Below are 18459 nucleotides of genomic sequence, written 5' to 3' on the forward strand. Positions count from 1 at the left end.
AGTAACATGACACTGACAAGACGGAATTTCATGGCATCGTCGGCGGCCCTTGCCGCGTTCGCCGCGGGCGGTATCCACGCCAGGGCGGCGGGAACGGCGGCGCGCATCGGCTACAACGGCGATTTCTGGGGCGCCAGCATCGCCGGCATTGCCGCCGACCAGGGTTTCTACACCAAGCACGGCGTCGACGCCGACATCAAGGTCTTCACCAACGGACCGATCCAGGTCCAGGCGCTCGGCGCCAACAGCCTCGAATTCGGCTATCTCGGGCCGGGCGCGCTGTGGCTGCCGGCGACCGGCAAGGCCAAGATCATCGCCGTCAACGATGTCGGCTTCTCCGACCGGGTGATCGCGCAGGCCGGCATCAAGTCGATCGCCGATCTCAAGGGCAAGAAAGTCGCGATCCCCGCCGGCACGTCGGGCGACATGCTGCTGCGGCTGGCGCTGCGCAAGGCGGGCATGGCGATGACCGACCTCGACATCGTGCAGATGGACCCGAGCACGATCGTTGCGGCCTTCGCCTCCAAGCAGGTCGACGCCGCCGGCATCTGGTACCCGTTCGTCGGCATCATCCAGAAGAGCGTTCCCGACCTGGTGGAACTGGCCAAGAACGATGATTTCTACCCGCAGACGACGTTTCCAAGCGTCTTCATCGCCCGCAACGATCTGGTCGAGGGCAATCCCGATCTCGTCAGGAATGTCGTGCGCGCCATCAAGGACGCGCAGGATTTCCGCGCCGCCAACCAGGACAAGGCGATCGAGATCACCTCGAAGCTGCTCGGCATTCCCGCCGACCAGTTGAAGACGGAGGCCGGCTACGGCCGTTTCATGACCTCGGCCGAGCTCATCAAGCTGACCAAGGACGGCAGCGTCAACGGCTGGTTTGCGACCATGAACGACCTGTTCAAGACCTTCGGCAAGCTCGACACCTCGCTCGACCCAAAGGACTACTATCTCGGCGAGCAATACATATCGGCCTGACGCCGATCGTTGAAAACCAGAGGCCCCGGAAATCGAGCCGGGGCCTGATTTCTGAAATCATACCACCAGCGGCGAAAAATCCATGAACGTTCTCTACATCGACATCGACAGCCTGAGGCGCGACCATCTCGGTTGCTACGGCTATCATCGCAACACCTCGCCGGTCATCGACGGCCTCGCTCGCGACGGCATACGCTTCGAGAATGTCTATGTCTCGGACGTGCCTTGCCATCCCTCGCGCACGGCGCTGTGGAGCGGCCGACACGGCATGCGCACCGGCGTCGTCGGCCATGGCGGCACCGCCTGCGAGCCGTTCCGGGAGGGGCCGGAGCGCGCCTGGGCCGGCACTTTCTACGAGGAGGGCTGGATGCGGGCGCTGCGCGATCTCGGCTACCATACCACCACCATCAGCAGCTTCGGCGAACGGCATGGCTGCTGGCACTGGTATGCCGGCTTCAACGAGATCATCAATCCTGGCAAGGCCGGCATGGAGAATGCCGACGAGGTCTCGGGCCTGGCGCTCGACTGGCTGAAGCGCAATGGCTCGGCCAGGAAGTGGTTCCTGCACGTCAATGTCTGGGATCCGCACACGCCCTATCGCGCGCCCGACTCCTTCGGCGACCCCTTCGCCGACCAGCCGCTTCCCGACTGGATGACCAAGGACGTGTTCGAGAAGAGCCATGCCGGCTATGGGCCGCACAGCCCGCAGGAGCCCTCGGGCTTCGATGTCGAACCCGGCGGGTCGAAGTTCCGGCGCATGCCGTCGCCGATCGACGACATGGGCAAGGTCAAGGCCTGGTTCGACGGCTATGACACCGGCGTGCTCTATGCCGATCACCATGTCGGCCTGATCATCGAGGAATTGAAGCGGCAGAACCTTTTCGACGACACCATCATCGTCATCGGCGCCGACCATGGCGAGAACCTTGGCGAGCTCAATGTCTGGGGCGACCATCAGACGGCGGACGAATACACCTGCAACGTGCCGCTGGTCATCCGCTGGCCCGGCGCCAAGGACATGCGCGGCGTCAATTCCGGGCTGCATTATCATTTCGACTGGGCGGCGACGCTGATCGACCGGCTTGGCGGCAGCGTGCCGGCACTGTGGGACGGACAATCCTTCGCGCCGGCGCTCGCTGCCGGCCAGGAGGGCGGGCGCGATTTCCTGGTGCTGAGCCAGGGCGCCTGGGCGGTGCAGCGCGGCGTGCGCTTCCGGCTCGGCGAGGCCGACTGGTTGATGCTGCGCACCTACCATGACGGCTACAAGGATTTCGGCCCGGTCAGCCTGTTCAACCTGACCGAGGATCCGCATGAGGAGCATGATCTCTCGGGTTCGCGGGGCGATGTCGTCGACCATGCCAGCCGCCTGCTCGAGGACTGGCGCACCGCCATGGCGGTGCGCGGCGACAGCGATGTCGATCCGCTTGTGACGGTGATGCGCGAGGGCGGGCCATTCCATTGCAGGGGCGAGTTGCCCGGTTATCTGGAAAGGCTGCGCCGGACCGGCCGCGCCGAGGCGGCGGCGGCACTCGAACAACGCCACCCGGCACCCCCGCTACGGCGCCAGTCGCTGAACTGAGGCGGCTGCGGCCGCCCTGGCCGTGCCCCATCAAGATGCCGGCCCTGCCTCACGACAGGCGCGCCGGTTCGCCCTATCTCCCATGCCGCCCCTTGGTTCATGGCGGCATGGAGGATGACCAGAAGTGACATCGATGCCGGTTGCCAGCCGTGAAGCGGCGCCCTTGCCGGTCGCGGCGCTGATGGGCGCCATGGTGTCGATCCAGATCGGCGCCACCTTCGCCAAGACGCTGTTCCCGGTGATCGGCGCGCAAGGCACGACGACGCTCAGGCTGGTCATCGGCGCGCTGATGCTGATCGCGGTGCTGCGGCCCTGGCAGATGCGGCCGTCGCGCGCCACTCTGCCGTGGCTCGTCGCCTACGGGGTGACGCTCGCCGCACTCAACCTTCTATTCTATGCCGCGCTCGCCAGGATTCCGCTCGGCATCGCCGTGGCGCTGGAATTCTCAGGCCCGCTGCTGGTGGCAACCTTGACGTCGCGGCGCGCCAGCGACTTTGCCTGGATCGCGCTGGCGGTCGCCGGCATCGTGCTCTTGTCACCCTTCATCCGCTCGCTGCAGCCGCTCGATCCGATCGGAGTGATGCTGGCGCTGGCCGCCGGCGGCTTCTGGGCGCTTTACATCGTGCTGGCGCAGAAGGCGGGCGCGGAACTGGGCACCCGCACCACCGCCTATGGCATGGCGATTGCCGCCGTGCTGGTGCTGCCCTTCGGCATTGCCGAGGCCGGCAGCGGCCTGTTGGCTCCGTCGATCCTGGTCAGCGCGCTGCTCGTCGGCCTGTTCTCCAGCGCGCTGCCGTTCTTCCTGGAGATGGTGGCGCTGACCCGCATGCCGGCGCGCATCTACGGCACGCTGACCTGCCTGGAGCCGGGGCTCGGCGCGCTGGCCGGTTTCTTGTTCCTGCATGAAAAGCTGACCATGCCGCAACTGGCCGGCATCGCCGCCGTGATCGTGGCCGTCGCCGGCACCGCGCTGACCTCTAAACCGCCCGTGCCTTCGCCGGAGTAGGCGGGGTTCGGCGATATATGCCTACCGACGGTCTGACATTCTGCCCGCTGCCACGGCATCTGCTTCGGTTGCAAAAAATTCCCCTGTCCAGGGTTCGTTTTTTGTCCCAGGCCAGATCACTTTCCCGAAATCTCCCCCTTCAGAGATTACAACAACGGGTCGTTCAGAGAGAGCAACAGCTGTCTGTGTAGGTTTTTTCTGGAGATACCTGCATAAGGCGTGAGTAGGCGCTTCAGAAGCCGCCGCATAGATCGACCGCCCCAGCATGTCGATCCGACGACCGTTGAACCGTTCGCCGTCTTCAGGGTTTCGCCAGAATTTGGATCCACCAAAATCGGCTCGAGATATTCGACGCCAAGGAAAAGACCCAACCTCGGCGCTCTTGCGGAAAAATGCCCAGACATCAAAATCTTGGACGCCCCGTGTTGCTTTTGCATAATGCAGAGCCGATCCTTGGCAAAGGCAGAGCAGCAATAGGTGAGTTTTCAGAGGCGCCAACCGAGGTATTCTATCGAAAAGGCTATCTAGGTCGGCAAGAGCTATCTCGCGCAGCCGTACAAGGTCGGAAGGCTCAATCTTTTCAAATGATCGAAATTTGGTTTCGCTCAAGCAACCGTCCTTGTGAGCAAGATGCTGGTTTCAGATTGACTAGCTCAAGGGCGTTGCATCGTGCTTTCAAGCTGTTTTATCGTGACTTTACACTCAGATCAGCTTCTCCAGCGTGATCGGCAGATCGCGCACGCGTTTTCCCGTTGCATGGAACACCGCGTTGGCAATGGCCGGTGCGATGCCGACGATCGCCAGTTCGCCGACGCCCTTGCCGCCGAGCACCGAGGAATGCAGGTCGGGAATGCCGACCGAGATGGTCTCGATGTCGGGAATGTCGGCATTGGTCGGCACGAGATAGTCGGCGAGGTTGTTGTTGACGATGCGGCCGTGGCGGCGGTCGAGGATGCCTTCTTCGAGCAGCGCCTGGCCGATGCCCATGATGATGCCGCCCTTCCACTGGCTTTCGGCGAGTTTGGGATTGTAGAGCCGGCCCGAATCCAGTGCCGACACCACGCGCGAGACACGCACCGTGCCGAAGTCCTCGTCGACGCGCACCTCGACGAAATGCGCGCACCAGGAGTGGCGGGAATAGTCGCCCTCGGTGTGCGGCAGCGACATGGCGATGGTGGTGTAGTTCCTGTAGCGGTCCTCGGCGCTCGAATTGGCCGGCATGGTGTCGCCCGTGGCCTCGATCTGGTCGCGGCCGACGCGCCTCAGCAGTTCGGCGATCGAGACATCGGGGCCATCGCCGCGCGGCGCGGTGATGCGGCCATTGGCGACCGTCAGGGTGTTGGCCTGCAGCGTGTTGAACGGCGAGCGCGGATCGCTGATCGCCAGGCCCACCAACTGGTCGAGCGCCGAGGTCGCGGCCTTGTGGACCGCACCCGTCATCACGCCGGCGAGCCGTGAGCCGCCGGTGACGCCGGCACGGGGAAAGCGCGAATCGCCGAGCTTCACCACCACGTCCTCGGCGCTCACACCGACCGTCTCGGCGGCGGTCTGCGCCAGGATGGTGTAGGTGCCCTGGCCCATGTCGATCGAGGAGCTTTCGACCTCGACCGAGCCGTCGGCCAGGATGCGCACGACAGCTTCGCCATAGGCGCGCCGCACCGGATAGGTGCCGGCGGCGACGCCCCAGCCGATCAGATGGTTGCCGTCGCGCATCGAGCGCGGCTCGGGCGAGCGCCTTGCCCAGCCGAAACGTTCGGCACCCGTTGCAAAAGCTTCGCGCAACTGCCTGGTCGACCAGGCTTTTTTGGCGTGCGGATCCTGCTCGGCGTAGTTCCGCAGCCGGATCTCCAGCGGGTCGATGCCGACCTCGTAGGCGAGCTCGTCGATGGCGCTTTCGATGCCGAAGGCCGAGGGGTTTTCGCCCGGTGCGCGCATGGCGCCCGGCACCACCGAATTCACCCGCACCACGTTCTGCTTCGACGAAAAATTCGGCGTTGCGTACATGATCGAGGTGACCGAGCCCAGCGGCTCGACCCACATGCCGTCGATGGATGTTTCATTGACGCCGCGATGCACGATCGACTGGATGACGCCGTCATGGCCGGCGCCGATGGTTACCGTCTGCCGCGTCGCGGCGCGGCCGCCATAGCCGGTAAAAGTCTGCGGACGCGTCATCACCAGCCGCACCGGCCGGCCGAGCATCTTCGCCGCGCTCGCCGCCACCGCGCCGTGGCTGAGCGCCAGCGCCTTGGAGCCGAAGCCGCCGCCGATATAGGGCGAGATCAGCCGGACATTCTCGAACGGCACTTCGAACCATTCGGCATAAGTACGCGCCATGCCGTCCAGCCACTGGCTCGGCTCCCATACGGTGAGATGGTCGCCCTCCCAGCGGGCTATCAGACCATGCGGCTCCATCGGCGCCTGGTATTCGCGCGGCGTGTTGTAGGCGGCGCAGATGCGGACCGGCGCGGCGGCGAAGGCGGCGGCCGCGTCGCCCCACTCCTTGGTCATGGCGTCGATCGGGATGCCGTCGCCGGCCTTGCCGTCGCTGAGGTCGACGATGGCCGGCGTCTCGTCATAGCCGACCTCGACGAGTGCGGCCGCGGCGACCGCCTGCTCGAAGGTCTCGGCGATGACGGCCGCGACATGCTGGCCCGAAAAAGTGATGTCGCGGGCCAGCGGGCAATAGGGCTTGTCGGGCGGCGGGGTGCCGAACCAGTCGGAGGCGGTTCTGAGGCTGATGATTGTGTCCGGCGTCAGCACCTTCAACACACCCGGCGCTGCCTCGGCTCGAGTGGTGTCGATCGCGCGCACCTTGCCCGACGCTATCGTGCTTTCGACCAGCGCGGCATAGGCGAGGCCTTCGAGTTGCTGCTCGACAGCGTATCTGGCCGCACCCGTGATCTTGGCCGGACCGTCGACGCGCGACAGCCGGCCGCCGACGGCTTCCATCGACGCGCCGTCGGAGGCGTCGCCATGTCTTGTGCTGCCATGTCTTGCGTGAACGGTCATGCCGCTTCTCCCAATTTGAGGATGGCGCGTGCGACGACGCGCGGCGCGAGTTCGATCTTGTAGTGGTTGGCGCCATGGTCGACGGCGCCTTCGACGGCGAGCAGGCTGGCCGCGCGGACGGCCTCCGGCTCCAATGCCTTGCCTTTCAGGGCGGCTTCGACGGCGTGCGCCCGCCACGGCTTGGTGGCGACGCCGCCCAGCGCCACGCGCAACGTGCGGATGGTGCGCCCATCGGCTTCCAGTTCGAGCCCGACGGCGGCACTGGCGGCGGCGAATTCATAGGATTGCCGGTCGCGGACCTTGAGATAGGTCGATCGCCGCGCGGCAATGGAGGAGGGGATTTCGATGGCGGTGATCATCTCGCCAGGCTCGATTGCGTGTTCCTTGTCGGGCGTCGTGCCCGGCAGCAGGAAAAACTCGTCGACCGGCACCCGGCGGTCGCCGAGATGAACCGTTGCGTCGAAGGCGACGAGCGCGGTGGCGAGATCGCCGGGATACATGGCGATGCAGGCTTGGCTGGTGCCGAGCACGGCATGGCCCCTGGTGACGCCGCCGATCGCCGAACAGCCGCTGCCGGGCTGCCGCTTGTTGCAGGCGGAGAAATTCGAGGGATCGCGGAAATAGGGGCAGCGCGTGCGCTGCATCAGATTGCCGCCGATGGTCGCCATGTTGCGGATCTGCGCCGAAGCCGCCTGCCACAGCGCTTCGGACACTGCGGGAAACTGGCTCTTGATGTCGGCATGGTCGGCGACATGGCCCATTCTGGCAAGCGCGCCGATTGTGGCGCCGCGCTCGGTCACCTCGATCGCGTCGAGCCCTTTGAGATGGGTGATGTCGACCAATGCGTCGGGCTCGGCGACGCCGCATTTGGCGAGGTCGATCAGCGTGGTGCCGCCGGCAAGCAGCATGGCGCCGGGAAGTGCTGCCGCCTGGCGTGCGGCGTCGGGGGAGGTGGCGCGAAGATAGGAGAAATCCCTCATTGGGCTGCCTCCAATGCTGCCTGGCGCACGGCGGCGACGATGTGGGGATAGGCGCCGCAACGGCAGAGGTTGCCGGCCATGTATTCGCGGATTTCCTCATCCGAGCCGGCATGGCCCTCGCGGATGCAGGCCACCGCCGACATGATCTGCCCCGGCGTGCAATAGCCGCACTGGAAGGCATCCTGTTCGAGGAAGGCAGCCTGCACGGGATGCAGTTCGCCCTCCCGTGCAAGCCCCTCTATGGTGGTGACCGTGCGGCCTTCGGCCTGCGCGGCCAGCGTCAGGCAGGCCAGCACGCGCTCGCCGTCGAGATGGACGGTGCAGGCGCCGCACTGGCCGTGATCGCAGCCTTTCTTGGTGCCGGTCAGGCCAAGCCGGTCGCGCAAGGCGTCGAGCAGCGTGACGCGCGGCTCCAGCCGCAGTTCGTGATGCTGGCCGTTAATATCGAGATGGACGGGGATCGTGGTCTTGCTGGTCATGGGCGTCTGGCTCCGCTTGCTTGACGCTGAGGGGAATGATCTGGCGCTTTGGACGGGAAGGGCAAGGTCAGGCGACAGCCAATCCGGCGCGCGTGGGGACGGTGACAGCTTGCGGCTTCGAAAGACGTGACATACCGGTTCCCCTGATTATATGATAAAGGTGCTCCACTAAAGCGGAGGCGCCTCCGTTTATTTACGTGGGGGCTGGCCAGGCATGGTTCAAGCCCCATATCCGAGAGTGGAGAGAAAAATTGGCTTTTGAGCCGCCCGCATCTGTCGACCGAAAACCCGAAACGGCGCAAAAGCCGTTGCGCGCGGATGCGCAGCGCAATCGCGACCGGCTGGTCGAGGTGGCGGCTTCGGTCTTCGCCGAGCGCGGCATCGACGCCTCGCTGGAGGAGATCGCGCGGCGCGCCGGCGTCGGCATCGGCACGCTCTACCGGCATTTCCCGACGCGCGAGCATCTGGTCGAAGTGGTCTATCGCCGCGAGGTTGAGGGGTTGTGCGCGGCGGCGGGCGAGCTCGCGGCAAGGCATGCCTCCGATGTCGCGCTGGAAGAATGGATGCGCCGCTTCGTCGACTACATCGCCACCAAGCGCGGCCTGGCGACCAGCCTGCGCATCCTGCTCACCACCAATTCGACGCTGTTCTCCGACACGTCGGGGCGCGTGTCGCAGGCGTTGCGGCAATTGGTCGAGGCGGCGGTGGCCGATGGCACCATCCGCGGCGACGTCGATGCTTCCGACGTGCTACACGCGCTCGGCGGCATCTACTCGGCGCCGGAGACCCCTGAATGGCGCGACCGCTCGCGGCGGCTGGTTAAGCTGTTGATGGATGGGCTGCGGTTCGGGGCGGGGAAATAGGCGAAGGCCTGGTCGTCCAGCGATCGATCCGATAGCGCAGCGGCTTTTAGGCAGGCCGCCCGTTAGCCATGCCGCGTCCTCCCCGCACACCGCCCTTGCATCTGAATGACAGCGTTTGTTAAATTCCTCACATTTCAGACGATCGACAGGCCCCATTGATGACGGCTCGCAAAGCGCAAAGGACTGCCCGGCTGATGCATCTCCTGACGGAGCGGCGGGTCATTCACCTCAGCGAAGCGGCAACGCTGCTAGGCGTCTCGGAGATGACGGTGCGGCGCGATATCGCCACCAACCAGGGGCAGATCGCCTATCTCGGCGGACACATACTGGCGGCGGCCGAGATCGATGCCGACGCGCCTTACGAACTGGCGACAGCGGCCGACAGCCATGCGGCGGCAAAGCGCGAGGCCTGCGCGCATGCGGTGCGCAAGATACGGCCCGACGAGACGATCTTCATCGACTGCGGCACGACGCTGATCCACCTGATCGACTTTATTCCCGACGATTATCAAATAACCGCAATATGTTACGCCATGAATGTCGCCGAGCGCCTGAGCCGCAAGGCCAACATAACCATCATCATGCTGGGCGGTGTCTATCACCCGGCCTCGGCGTCCTTCTCGGGCACGCATGATTTCGACATCCTGAAGAGCGTCGGCATCAACGCCGCCTTTCTCTCGGCCGCCGGGGTGGACGCCAAGCGTGGCGCCACCTGCGAGCATTTCCACGAGGCGGTGGTGAAGCAGAAGGTGATGGGCCTGGCTCGCGAGAACTACCTCATTGTCGACTCGAGCAAGATCGGCAAGCTCAAGCGCGCCTTCTTCGCGCCGATGGACGGCTTTGACGCGGTCATCACCGAGCACGGCGAGGCTTCACCGGATTCGTTCTGATTCCCTGGCGATGGGTGCGAGCGCTCGTCGCTTCGGCATCCTCGGGGCTCCGCAACAAGCTTCGCCCTTGGGATGACGACGCCCGGGTTCTGCCAAATTCCCTGTGCAACGCGACCAGCCGCCGGCCTGACTTCGTTTGACATTTGGCAATTCTGATGGAAAAGTCACAAAAAAAGTAAGGGAAGTCTCAAGCGACAATCTCGGCAGTCTTGGGTAGGGGACGCGTCCAAGGGAGGAAGCGCGGACGTCATGATCGAACAGGGTTCGACCGCGATCGAACAGGGTTCGATTGCAGGGATGTCCCCTTTGCTGCGCGTCGAGGGCGTCAGCAAGAGGTTCGGTGGCGTCAATGCGCTGCGCGGCGTCAGCCTGGAAATCCGGTCCGGCGAAGTCCACGCTTTGCTCGGTGAAAACGGGGCCGGCAAATCGACGCTGATCAAGATCCTGAGCGGCGTGCATGTGCATGATGGCGGCTCGATCGAAATCGACGGCAAGCCCGTCTCCTTTGCCTCACCCGCCCAGTCGCGCGATGCCGGCGTGGCGGTCGTCTATCAGGATCTGAGCCTGGTCGAGTCGCTTTCGGTAGCCGACAATCTGCTGCTTGGACGGGAGCCCCGGACCCGCTTCGGCGTCCTCAGGAAGAGCCTGCTGATGGCGCAGGCCGAGGCATTCCTGAAATCGCAGAACATTCCGCTCGATGCCCGCGCCATGGTCGGGTCGTTGCCGTTCGCCTATCGCCAGATGACCGAGATCGCCAAGGCGCTGATGGGCGACGTGCGGCTGCTTATCCTCGACGAGCCGACCTCGGCGCTGACCGACGATGAGGAGAAGATCCTGTTCGAGGCAATCCGCGCTGTCGCCGCGCGCGGCGTGGGCGTCATCTACGTCACCCACCGCCTCAACGAGGTGTTCCGGATCTCGAACCGGGTGACGGTGTTTCGCGACGGCCAGAACGCCGGGACATTCATCACGCAGGAAACCAATATGCGGCAGCTGGTCGGCGCGATCGTCGGACCGGATCACGCCGTGCTGAAGGCGGACGACACGGCAAGCGCACAGAGCCCGCGCGCACCGGCGCATTCGGCCGACAGGCCGGTGCTCGACTTGAGGGATGTCGGCAACGACCGGCTCGACCGGGTCAATCTCCAACTGCGCGGCGGTGAAATCCATGGCCTTGCCGGCCTGATCGGCAGCGGGCGCACCGAAATCCTGCAGACCATTTTCGGCCTGCTGCCGGTCCAGTCCGGACAGGCCAGCCTCGACGGCGCCGCGCTGGCGGCATCGGGTCCAGCCGCCGCGATCGGGCAAGGCATCGCGCTGGTGCCGGAGGACCGGCACGTCCAGGGCCTGGTGCTCGACCATTCGATAGAGCGCAACCTGACCTTGCCACGCTTGCCGGATTTCTCCCGTCTCGGCTGGCTGCGGCGGCGCACGGCCAGCGCGCACGCCAATGCGGCGATGCGCCGGCTGGCGGTCAAGGCGCCCGGCGCGCTGACGCCGGTGAAGAACCTGTCCGGCGGCAACCAGCAGAAGGTGGTGTTCGGCAAATGGAATGAGCCTAGGCCGCGCGTGCTGCTGCTCGACGAGCCGACGGTCGGCGTCGATGTCGGCGCGCGCGAGGAGATTTACGGCGTCATTCGCGCGGCGGCAGCGGCCGGCAGCGGCGTGCTTCTGGTGTCTTCAGATCTTTCCGAGCTGCTGCAGCTCTGCGACCGCATCTCCATCGTCGTCGACGGCCGGATCACTAAAACGATTTCGCGCCACGACCTCGGCAGTGCCGAGGATCTCCACCACCTCATCCAGCTTTCGCAGCCATCGGAAGAACACGCGGCATGACCGAGACCCCGCCAAACACAGCAACGGCCAAGGGTGCCGCCCACCCGGCCGGCGGCCGCTCGGCCTTGCGGCATCTGCTGCAGGGGGAGCGGCCCTACATGCTCTATGTCGCGTTCGCCGTCATGCTCGTTGTCTTCAGCCTGGCGTCGCCCTGGTTCCTGTCGATCGACAATTTTCTCAACATCGGTCGGCAGACGACGCTGGTCTCGATCATTGCGGTGGGCATGACATTCGTCATCATCTCCAGGCAGATCGACCTGTCGGTGGCCTCGACGCTGGCGCTTTCGGGCATGAGCGCGTCGTTGGCCATGGCTTTTGTCGCCAACAATTGGGTGGTCGGCGCGGTTGCGGGGCTGGGTACGGGCGCACTGATCGGACTGGTCAACGGGGTTCTGACCACGCGCCTCGAAATCCCGTCCTTCCTGGTGACGCTCGGCACGCTGAGCGGCGCGCGCGGCTTGGCGCTGATGGTCACCAACACCAAGCCGGTCATCATCACCAACGAGTATTATTTCGCCATCTTCGGCGAGGGCTCGGTGCTGGGCATTCCCGCACCGATCCTGTGGACGCTCGGCGTCACCATCGCCGGCATCCTGCTCCTGCACTACAGCGTCTACGGGCGGCGCGTCTATGCGGCGGGCGGCAATCCGACCGCGGCGCTCTATTCGGGTGTCAACATCAAGCAGGTCACGACGCTGGCCTTCGTGCTGACCGGCACGCTCGCCGGACTGGCATCGCTGATCCTGTCGGCGCGTTCGCACGCGGCGCGCCCCGACGTGGTGCAAGGCATGGAGCTCGATGTCATCGCCTCGGTGATCCTCGGCGGCTGCAGCCTGTTCGGCGGCCGCGGCTTCGTGCTCGGCACGCTGCTCGGCAGCCTGATCATCGGCACGCTCAACAATGGGCTGGTGCTGCTCGGCGTCAGCTCGTCGCTGCAACTCGTCATCAAGGGAGCAATCATCGTCGCCGCGGTCGCGTTCACGAGGAGGTAAGGCGCGCATTCGCGAATATCAGCAGAAAACCGCCGGCTCCAAACGGCATAACATCAACGATCAACGGAGGAAGTCATGAGACAATCGGCAAGAATCCTACTCGGCACATTGAGCCTCGCCGCCAGCGCCTTCGCGCTGTCGACGTCGCTCAGTCTCGCGCAAACGCCCGACACCTGCGTTACCGGCGTCGACCTCGCCACGCTCGGTCCCAAAGGCATTGTCGGGCAAGGCCCGCATGGCGAAAAGGCTGCCTCGCCCGACGAGCTGAAATTGACCGACGACGAAGCCGCCAAGGTCAAGGCCGGCAACTTCAAGGTCGGCATTTCCATGCAGACGGTGAACCTCGACTGGTCGCAATTGCAGGTGCAAGGCATCAGCGAGACGTTGGCCAAATATGGCGTCACCGTCACCGGCGTGGCGTCGGCCGAATATCAGGTCGACAAGCAGATCGCCGACATCGAAAACACCATCCAGCAGCATCCCGACGGCATCATCTCCATCCCCGTCGATTTCACCGCGACGGCACCGACCTACAAGAAGGTGGGCGAGGCCGGCATCAAGCTGGTGTTCATGGACTCTATTCCGGTCGGCCTTTCATCGCCCAAGGATTTTGCCTCGATGATCTCGGCCGACAGCCAGGGCAATGGCCAGATCGCCGCGACGATCCTCGCCTCCTGCATGCCCAAGGGCGGCACGATCGGCCTGGTGAATTTCGGCGTCGACTATTTCAGCACCAATGAGCGCACCAAGGGCGTCAGCGAGTGGATGAAGAAGAACCGGCCCGACATCGTCATGAAGCAGGTCGATTTCACCGATCCGTCGAAAGTCTCGCAGATCGCAGGCGATTTCCTGACCGGCAATCCCGACGTGAAGGGCCTCTACGCGGTCTGGGACCAGCCGGCGCTCGACACGCTGTCGTCGATGCGCGCGCAAGGCATCGACATTCCGATCACCACGGTCGATCTCGGCCTGCAATCGGCGATCGAGATCGCCAAGGGCGGGCCGCTCAAGGCTACCGGCTCGCAGCGTCCCTACGACCAGGGCGTCGCCGAGGCGCTGGCCATGATGAAGGCGCTGATCGGACAACCCACGCCCGCCTGGGTCGGCGTGCAGTCCTTGCCGGTGGTGCAGTCCAACGTGCTGGAATCCTACAAGACCGTCTTCCACAAGGACCCGCCGGCCGAACTGGTCGACGCCTGCAATGCGGCAAAGCCGAAGTGCAACTGAGGTAGATGAAAGGCATGGGCGCGGGGAGGTTCCGCGCCCGTCACTGGCGGCCCCCGGACCGGCCCCGACGGCTCTTCGTCGTGGGCACGCGGTATGCTAGGCGTCAGGCCGGGATGGCCTGATTTGCCGGCTGTCCGCGATTCGAGGGGTGCCCGATGTATGTAGGCCGTTCCTACAAGGTGGTCGATTTCGCGCTGTGGTCGCGGCGCAGCGTCATCTACATGGTGGTGGTGAGCGGGCTGGCCGTGGCGGCCTACCGGCTTCCGGGCCTTGCCGGGTTTTCGGTGCCGTGGTCGGTGGTGCTGGTGCTCGGCACCACGGTGTCGCTGGTTGCCGGCTTCAAGAATTCGCAAGTGTTCACCCGCAGCGGCGAAGCGCTGCAGGCGTTCACGCAGATCACGGCAAGCAGCCGCGTCTGGTCCAATTTCTGCCGGGACTTCCTGGATGCGGCGACAGCGCGGCAGCTCATCTATCGCCACATCGCCTGGATGACGGCGCTGCGCTATTCGCTGCGGCGGCCGATGCCGTGGGAATCGATGGGCAAGGCCGCCAATGTCGAATACCGGCGGCGTTACGATATCCAGGAGGACAAGGGCTCGATCGCCGACGATCTGCGCCCGCTGCTGGGCGAGACGACAGCCGATGTCCTGAGGTCGCCCCGTCCGGCGATAGCCTTGCTCGAAATGCAGTCGGTCCAAGTCAACGGGCTCTTCAAGGACGCCCAGATCCCACCGCAGATCTATGGCGAACTGACCAAGCTGATCCGCGACTTCCACGATCAGCAGGCGCGTTGCGACCGCATCAAGAACAATCCCTATCCCCGGCAATACGCCATCGTCAGTTCCATGTTCGTGATGATCTTCTGCACGCTGCTGCCGTTCGGCGTGGTTCCGGTGTTCGCCGACATGGGCAAGCTCGGTGGCATGCTCGGCGCGATCGCCATCTGGCTGACGATCCCGTTCAGCACGCTTTTGGGCTGGGCCTACATGTCGCTCGACCAGGTGGGTGAAAGCAGTGCCAATCCCTTCGAGGGCAATGCCAACGACGTGCCGATCTCGCAGATATGCCGCGACATCGAGATCGAGATGCGCGCCGGGCTTGGCGAAAGCGATCTGCCCAGGCCCTTGCTGCCGGTCAACGACATCGCGATGTAGAGTTTGTACGCTCGCGAGCCTCGATCTCAGGGCTATGCCGGCCGGCGGTCAGTCCCGACCAGTCCGTGCCTTCCGGCCGGAAACGATCCGCAGCCAGGGCGCCAGATGGAAGGCGCTCATCAGGAGGTACATGGCCGGCATACCCGCGATCGGCGACGGGGCGCCCATGCAGCTCATTGCTCCCTCGCCGCCCAGCGAGACGAGCGCCATCAAGGCGAAGGTCGGGGCGGCGGCAAGGCACAGCCAATCGGCGATGCCAAGGGCGGCGATGTTTTCGGTGCGATGGGTATCGCTCACGGCTTTTCTCCTGATGTGCCGAGGGTCGGGACGCGACGCGCCAAGACTTGATTTCCGCGCCCCGCCCGGGGGCGGGGCGCGGTGGCCGAGAGGCGGCCGGGGCTTTCGCAGGCCACGGCCAGCTCCTTGGCGAAGCCCTACTTCTCGCCCTTGTCGCGGAACGCGGCCTCGCCGGCGGCAGAGACTTCGGCCCATTTCTTGTCGGCGCCGGCCTCATAATTATCGTGCCAGTTCCACCAGCTGTAGAGCGGCGTCTGCGGATAGCCTTCGGGCGAGTCCTCCCAGATCTCCTGGCGGCCGAGCGGAGTGGCGTCGAGATAGCTCCACACCGTGCCCATCGCCTCGTCGCCGCGGCTGTTGATGAAATAGGTGCGGAAGACGCGGTCGCCGTCATGGATGAAGACGTTGTGGCCGTGCCATTCGTCGACGCCGAAATCCTTGTCGAAACTGTCTGATATCGTGTACCAGGGCATCTCCCAGCCCATGCGTGCCTTCAGCCTGACAATGTCGGCCTGCGGCGCGCGCGAGGCGTAGGCCAGCGTGGTGTTGCGGGCGTTGAGGTGGGCGAGGTGTCCGACCTGGTCGGCGCCCAGCGAACAACCGCGGCAGGCATGGTCGGGCCAGCCATAGACGCCGGGTTCGAAGAAGGCGCGGTAGACGATCAACTGGCGGCGGCCTTCGAACAGGTCGAGCAGGCTTGCCTTGCCGTTCGGGCCTTCGAAGACATAGGCCTTGTCCACTTCCATCCATGGCATGCGCCGGCGTTCGGCCGACAGCGCGTCCCTGGCGCGCATCGTCGCCTTCTCCTTCACCAGCATCTTTTCATGCGCGGCCGCCCAGTCCTGCGGCGAAACGATCGGCGGGGTCTTCATGGTCATGTGCTTGGTCATTGGTCTTCTCCTTTGCCAGTCATGGCGTCGTTGCGGTGTGTCGTTGCCTGGGGATGCCGGGATGTCTGAGGCGTGGCGGGTTCAAAGAAATCCGGCCCGGCGCAGCAGGGGTGGCGCCCGGCTGGCTTGGCCGTATCATTCGCCGTGGCGAGGTCGAGGTCGGTGGAAGCAGGCATTTTCTGGTTCTCCCTTGCATGCCGTCATGGCCGGCACGACTTGCTGGTTGACGGTACTGACTTAAGGTAGGGCGCCGACGCGGCGGGGTGGGAGTTACAAGTGTGACGGGATTTGAATGGACTCGCTGATGACAGCTGCGGCGTTGGCTCTGGCGGCAGGCGATCCGCTCGGCGCGCTCGACCGCGTTGCGCTGCGCGAGGACGCGCCGGCGCTGGCGCTGCGCGGCATCGCCATGGCGCAGCTCGGCGATCTCGATCGCGCCAAGCTCTTGTTGCGGCGCGCCGCGCGCGCCTTCAGCCCGAGGGAAGCGGTGGCGCGGGCGCGGTGCGTCGTCGCCGAGGCCGAGATCGCGCTGGTCTCGCGCGACCTTGGCTGGCCGGCCAAGGCGCTCGACGCGGCGCGCATTACGCTGGAAAAGCATGGCGACCGGCTCAATGCGGCGCATGCCGGCCATCTCAAGGTACGGCGCCTGCTCCTGATCGGCCGCCTCGACGAGGCCGAGCAGGTGCTGGCCGGGCTCGACCCGGCGCCGCTGCCGCCGGCGTCGCGGGCCGCGCATGAGCTGGCCGTGGCCGGTATCGCTTTGCGGCGACTGCGGACCCGCCCGGCGCGCGCGGCACTCGAGTGGGCGCGAGCCGCCGCCCGCAAGGCCGGCATTGCCGGCCTGATCGCGGAAGTGGAGAGCGCGTCCCTGGCACTTGAGACGCCGGCGGCGCGGCTGATCGCCAATGGTGAAGAACGGCCGCTGCTGCTCGAAGAGGTGGAGGCGCTGCAGGGGGCGCCGGGGCTGGTCGTCGATGCTTTTCACTACGCGGTGCGCGGCGGCGGCACCACGGTTTCGCTGGCGAGCCGGCCGGTGCTGTTTTCGCTGGCGCGAACGCTCGCCGAAGCATGGCCGGCGGACGTGTCGCGGGAGGAACTGGTGGCGCGGGCCTTTGGCGGCAAGCATGCCGATGAATCGCACCGCGCCCGGCTGCGCGTCGAAATCGGACGGCTGCGCGGCGAGCTTGGCGGGCTGGCCGATATCAGCGCCACCAAGCGCGGCTTCACGCTGGCGCCGCGCCAGGCGCGCGCGGTGATGGTGCTGGCGCGGCCGATCGAGGAACGGCACGCGGCGGTGCTCGCCTTGCTCGCCGATGGCGAGGCGTGGTCGAGCTCGGCCTTGGCGCTGGCGCTCGGAACCGGCCAGCGCAGCGTGCAAAGGGCGCTTGAGCCGCTTGCCGAAACCGGCAAGGTGCAGTCTTTCGGCCACGGCCGGGCGCGCCGCTGGATGACGCCGCCGGTGGCGGGATTCACGACGACCTTGTTACTCCCGGCACCGCTGCCGAATGGCTAAGGTGCGTCGATATTCAGGTGAGGCCGGCCTGCAAATAGCGACCACGATCGAGGATCAGGACATGAAACATTCGGCGGCTGAAATCCTGCAGGAATATGGACCCTTTCCGGGGGTCGAGAAGGTGGGTGGGGTCAGCTTCGACGGCAAGAGCGTCTGGTTCGCCTCGGGCGACAGGCTCAATGCCTTCGATCCGCAAACCGGCAAACCGCTGCGCACGATCGATGTCGCGGCGCATGCCGGCACCGCCTATGACGGAAGGCATCTCTACCAGATCACCAACGACCGCATCCTGAAGATCGACCCTGACAGCGGCGAGGTTCTGAGCACCATTCCAGCGCCGGGTGGCGGTCGCGATTCCGGGCTGACCTGGGCCGAAGGAACGCTGTGGGTCGGGCAGTACCGCGAGCGCAAGATACACCAGATCGATCCCGAGACCGGGGCGGTGCTGCGCACCATCGAATCCGACCGCTTCGTCACCGGGGTGACCTGGGTGGAGGGCGAGATGTGGCACGCCACCTGGGAAGGCGACGAGAGCGATCTCAGGCGCATCGACCCGCGGACGGGCAAGGTTCTGGAGAAGCTCGATATGCCCACGGGCATGGGCATATCGGGGCTCGAATCCGACGGCGGCGAGCGTCTGTTCTGCGGCGGCGGCAATGTCGGCGTGGTGAGGGCGGTGCGCCGGCCGAAGTGACGGTCGATTTATCTGAAATCGGCTGGTCGTTGAGCGGTGGCGTGCCTAGATAGGCTGGACCATTCC

The 18459-nt window shown here is 65.3% G+C and carries 17 protein-coding genes; 11 read left to right on the forward strand and 6 right to left on the reverse strand.

What is annotated here, in order from left to right:
* Window positions 1-6 precede the first annotated feature (6 nt).
* From FJ967_RS22525 to FJ967_RS22535, 3 genes are all read left to right on the forward strand, one after another.
* Entirely contained in the window at window positions 7-981 is a 975-nt protein-coding gene (locus FJ967_RS22525) for an aliphatic sulfonate ABC transporter substrate-binding protein (protein ID WP_140734015.1), read from the forward strand.
* 82 nt (window positions 982-1063) lie between these two features.
* On the forward strand, window positions 1064-2560 hold the full coding sequence (locus FJ967_RS22530; RefSeq protein ID WP_140734016.1) for a sulfatase: 1497 nt from the start codon (window positions 1064-1066) through the stop codon (window positions 2558-2560).
* Window positions 2561-2684: 124 nt separating this feature from the next.
* Window positions 2685-3566 carry a DMT family transporter gene (locus FJ967_RS22535; protein ID WP_140734017.1) on the forward strand — a complete coding sequence of 294 codons (882 nt, stop codon included), beginning with the start codon at window positions 2685-2687 and terminating at the stop codon, window positions 3564-3566.
* A gap of 21 nt (window positions 3567-3587) precedes the next feature.
* Here the strand turns inward: FJ967_RS22535 and FJ967_RS22540 are convergent, their stop codons facing one another.
* The 4 genes from FJ967_RS22540 to FJ967_RS22555 all read right to left on the reverse strand — a co-directional run bounded on the left by FJ967_RS22540 (window position 3588) and on the right by FJ967_RS22555 (window position 8037).
* Window positions 3588-4175, reverse strand: a complete 588-nt coding sequence (locus FJ967_RS22540) for a hypothetical protein (RefSeq protein WP_140734018.1) — start codon at window positions 4173-4175, stop codon at window positions 3588-3590.
* A gap of 93 nt (window positions 4176-4268) precedes the next feature.
* Window positions 4269-6578, reverse strand: a complete 2310-nt coding sequence (locus FJ967_RS22545) for a xanthine dehydrogenase family protein molybdopterin-binding subunit (RefSeq protein ID WP_140734019.1) — start codon at window positions 6576-6578, stop codon at window positions 4269-4271.
* Complete coding sequence (locus FJ967_RS22550) at window positions 6575-7558, reverse strand: xanthine dehydrogenase family protein subunit M (protein WP_140734020.1); 984 nt, start codon at window positions 7556-7558, stop codon at window positions 6575-6577. The genes FJ967_RS22545 and FJ967_RS22550 overlap by 4 nt, the downstream gene beginning before the upstream one ends.
* Window positions 7555-8037 carry a (2Fe-2S)-binding protein gene (locus FJ967_RS22555; RefSeq protein WP_140734021.1) on the reverse strand — a complete coding sequence of 161 codons (483 nt, stop codon included), beginning with the start codon at window positions 8035-8037 and terminating at the stop codon, window positions 7555-7557. The genes FJ967_RS22550 and FJ967_RS22555 overlap by 4 nt, the downstream gene beginning before the upstream one ends.
* Before the next feature lie 251 nt (window positions 8038-8288).
* Here FJ967_RS22555 and FJ967_RS22560 point away from each other — a divergent pair, with 251 nt between their 5' ends.
* The 6 genes from FJ967_RS22560 (at window position 8289) to FJ967_RS22585 (ending at window position 14999) form a co-directional block, all read left to right on the forward strand.
* On the forward strand, window positions 8289-8900 hold the full coding sequence (locus FJ967_RS22560; protein ID WP_140734022.1) for a TetR/AcrR family transcriptional regulator: 612 nt from the start codon (window positions 8289-8291) through the stop codon (window positions 8898-8900).
* A gap of 158 nt (window positions 8901-9058) precedes the next feature.
* Complete coding sequence (locus FJ967_RS22565) at window positions 9059-9790, forward strand: DeoR/GlpR family DNA-binding transcription regulator (protein ID WP_140734023.1); 732 nt, start codon at window positions 9059-9061, stop codon at window positions 9788-9790.
* Window positions 9791-10039: 249 nt separating this feature from the next.
* Window positions 10040-11626 carry a sugar ABC transporter ATP-binding protein gene (locus FJ967_RS22570; protein ID WP_140734024.1) on the forward strand — a complete coding sequence of 529 codons (1587 nt, stop codon included), beginning with the start codon at window positions 10040-10042 and terminating at the stop codon, window positions 11624-11626.
* A complete protein-coding gene (locus FJ967_RS22575) occupies window positions 11623-12618 on the forward strand; it encodes an ABC transporter permease (protein ID WP_140734025.1) in 996 nt (331 codons plus the stop codon). Before FJ967_RS22570 ends, FJ967_RS22575 begins: the two co-directional genes overlap by 4 nt.
* 75 nt (window positions 12619-12693) lie before the next feature.
* A complete protein-coding gene (locus FJ967_RS22580; protein WP_140734026.1) occupies window positions 12694-13845 on the forward strand; it encodes a substrate-binding domain-containing protein in 1152 nt (383 codons plus the stop codon).
* Between the two features lie 155 nt (window positions 13846-14000).
* A complete protein-coding gene (locus FJ967_RS22585) occupies window positions 14001-14999 on the forward strand; it encodes a bestrophin family ion channel (protein WP_140734027.1) in 999 nt (332 codons plus the stop codon).
* Between the two features lie 48 nt (window positions 15000-15047).
* Here the strand turns inward: FJ967_RS22585 and FJ967_RS22590 are convergent, their stop codons facing one another.
* On the reverse strand, window positions 15048-15296 hold the full coding sequence (locus FJ967_RS22590) for a hypothetical protein (RefSeq protein WP_246675351.1): 249 nt from the start codon (window positions 15294-15296) through the stop codon (window positions 15048-15050).
* A gap of 137 nt (window positions 15297-15433) precedes the next feature.
* Window positions 15434-16186 carry a thioredoxin family protein gene (locus tag FJ967_RS22595; RefSeq protein ID WP_140734028.1) on the reverse strand — a complete coding sequence of 251 codons (753 nt, stop codon included), beginning with the start codon at window positions 16184-16186 and terminating at the stop codon, window positions 15434-15436.
* A 292-nt stretch (window positions 16187-16478) separates the two neighbouring features.
* Here FJ967_RS22595 and FJ967_RS22600 point away from each other — a divergent pair, with 292 nt between their 5' ends.
* Both FJ967_RS22600 and FJ967_RS22605 read left to right on the forward strand, forming a co-directional pair.
* On the forward strand, window positions 16479-17699 hold the full coding sequence (locus tag FJ967_RS22600) for a helix-turn-helix domain-containing protein (protein WP_140734029.1): 1221 nt from the start codon (window positions 16479-16481) through the stop codon (window positions 17697-17699).
* 61 nt (window positions 17700-17760) lie between these two features.
* Window positions 17761-18393: a PQQ-binding-like beta-propeller repeat protein gene (locus FJ967_RS22605; protein ID WP_140734030.1), complete on the forward strand. Its 633-nt coding sequence runs from the start codon at window positions 17761-17763 to the stop codon at window positions 18391-18393.
* Window positions 18394-18459 lie beyond the last annotated feature (66 nt).

Origin of the sequence: Mesorhizobium sp. B2-3-4, assembly GCF_006442315.1 — a bacterium.
Lineage (GTDB): Bacteria > Pseudomonadota > Alphaproteobacteria > Rhizobiales > Rhizobiaceae > Mesorhizobium.

What these genes read in the sequence shown, in the direction of transcription:
- FJ967_RS22525 (WP_140734015.1), top strand. Translation starts at nt 7, where the DNA reads ATGACACTGACAAGACGGAATTTCATGGCATCGTCGGCGGCCCTTGCC.
- FJ967_RS22530 (WP_140734016.1), top strand. Translation starts at nt 1,064, where the DNA reads ATGAACGTTCTCTACATCGACATCGACAGCCTGAGGCGCGACCATCTC.
- FJ967_RS22545 (WP_140734019.1), bottom strand. Translation starts at nt 6,578, where the DNA reads ATGACCGTTCACGCAAGACATGGCAGCACAAGACATGGCGACGCCTCC.
- FJ967_RS22550 (WP_140734020.1), bottom strand. Translation starts at nt 7,558, where the DNA reads ATGAGGGATTTCTCCTATCTTCGCGCCACCTCCCCCGACGCCGCACGC.
- FJ967_RS22555 (WP_140734021.1), bottom strand. Translation starts at nt 8,037, where the DNA reads ATGACCAGCAAGACCACGATCCCCGTCCATCTCGATATTAACGGCCAG.
- FJ967_RS22565 (WP_140734023.1), top strand. Translation starts at nt 9,059, where the DNA reads ATGACGGCTCGCAAAGCGCAAAGGACTGCCCGGCTGATGCATCTCCTG.
- FJ967_RS22570 (WP_140734024.1), top strand. Translation starts at nt 10,040, where the DNA reads ATGATCGAACAGGGTTCGACCGCGATCGAACAGGGTTCGATTGCAGGG.
- FJ967_RS22575 (WP_140734025.1), top strand. Translation starts at nt 11,623, where the DNA reads ATGACCGAGACCCCGCCAAACACAGCAACGGCCAAGGGTGCCGCCCAC.
- FJ967_RS22580 (WP_140734026.1), top strand. Translation starts at nt 12,694, where the DNA reads ATGAGACAATCGGCAAGAATCCTACTCGGCACATTGAGCCTCGCCGCC.
- FJ967_RS22585 (WP_140734027.1), top strand. Translation starts at nt 14,001, where the DNA reads ATGTATGTAGGCCGTTCCTACAAGGTGGTCGATTTCGCGCTGTGGTCG.
- FJ967_RS22595 (WP_140734028.1), bottom strand. Translation starts at nt 16,186, where the DNA reads ATGACCAAGCACATGACCATGAAGACCCCGCCGATCGTTTCGCCGCAG.
- FJ967_RS22600 (WP_140734029.1), top strand. Translation starts at nt 16,479, where the DNA reads ATGGACTCGCTGATGACAGCTGCGGCGTTGGCTCTGGCGGCAGGCGAT.
- FJ967_RS22605 (WP_140734030.1), top strand. Translation starts at nt 17,761, where the DNA reads ATGAAACATTCGGCGGCTGAAATCCTGCAGGAATATGGACCCTTTCCG.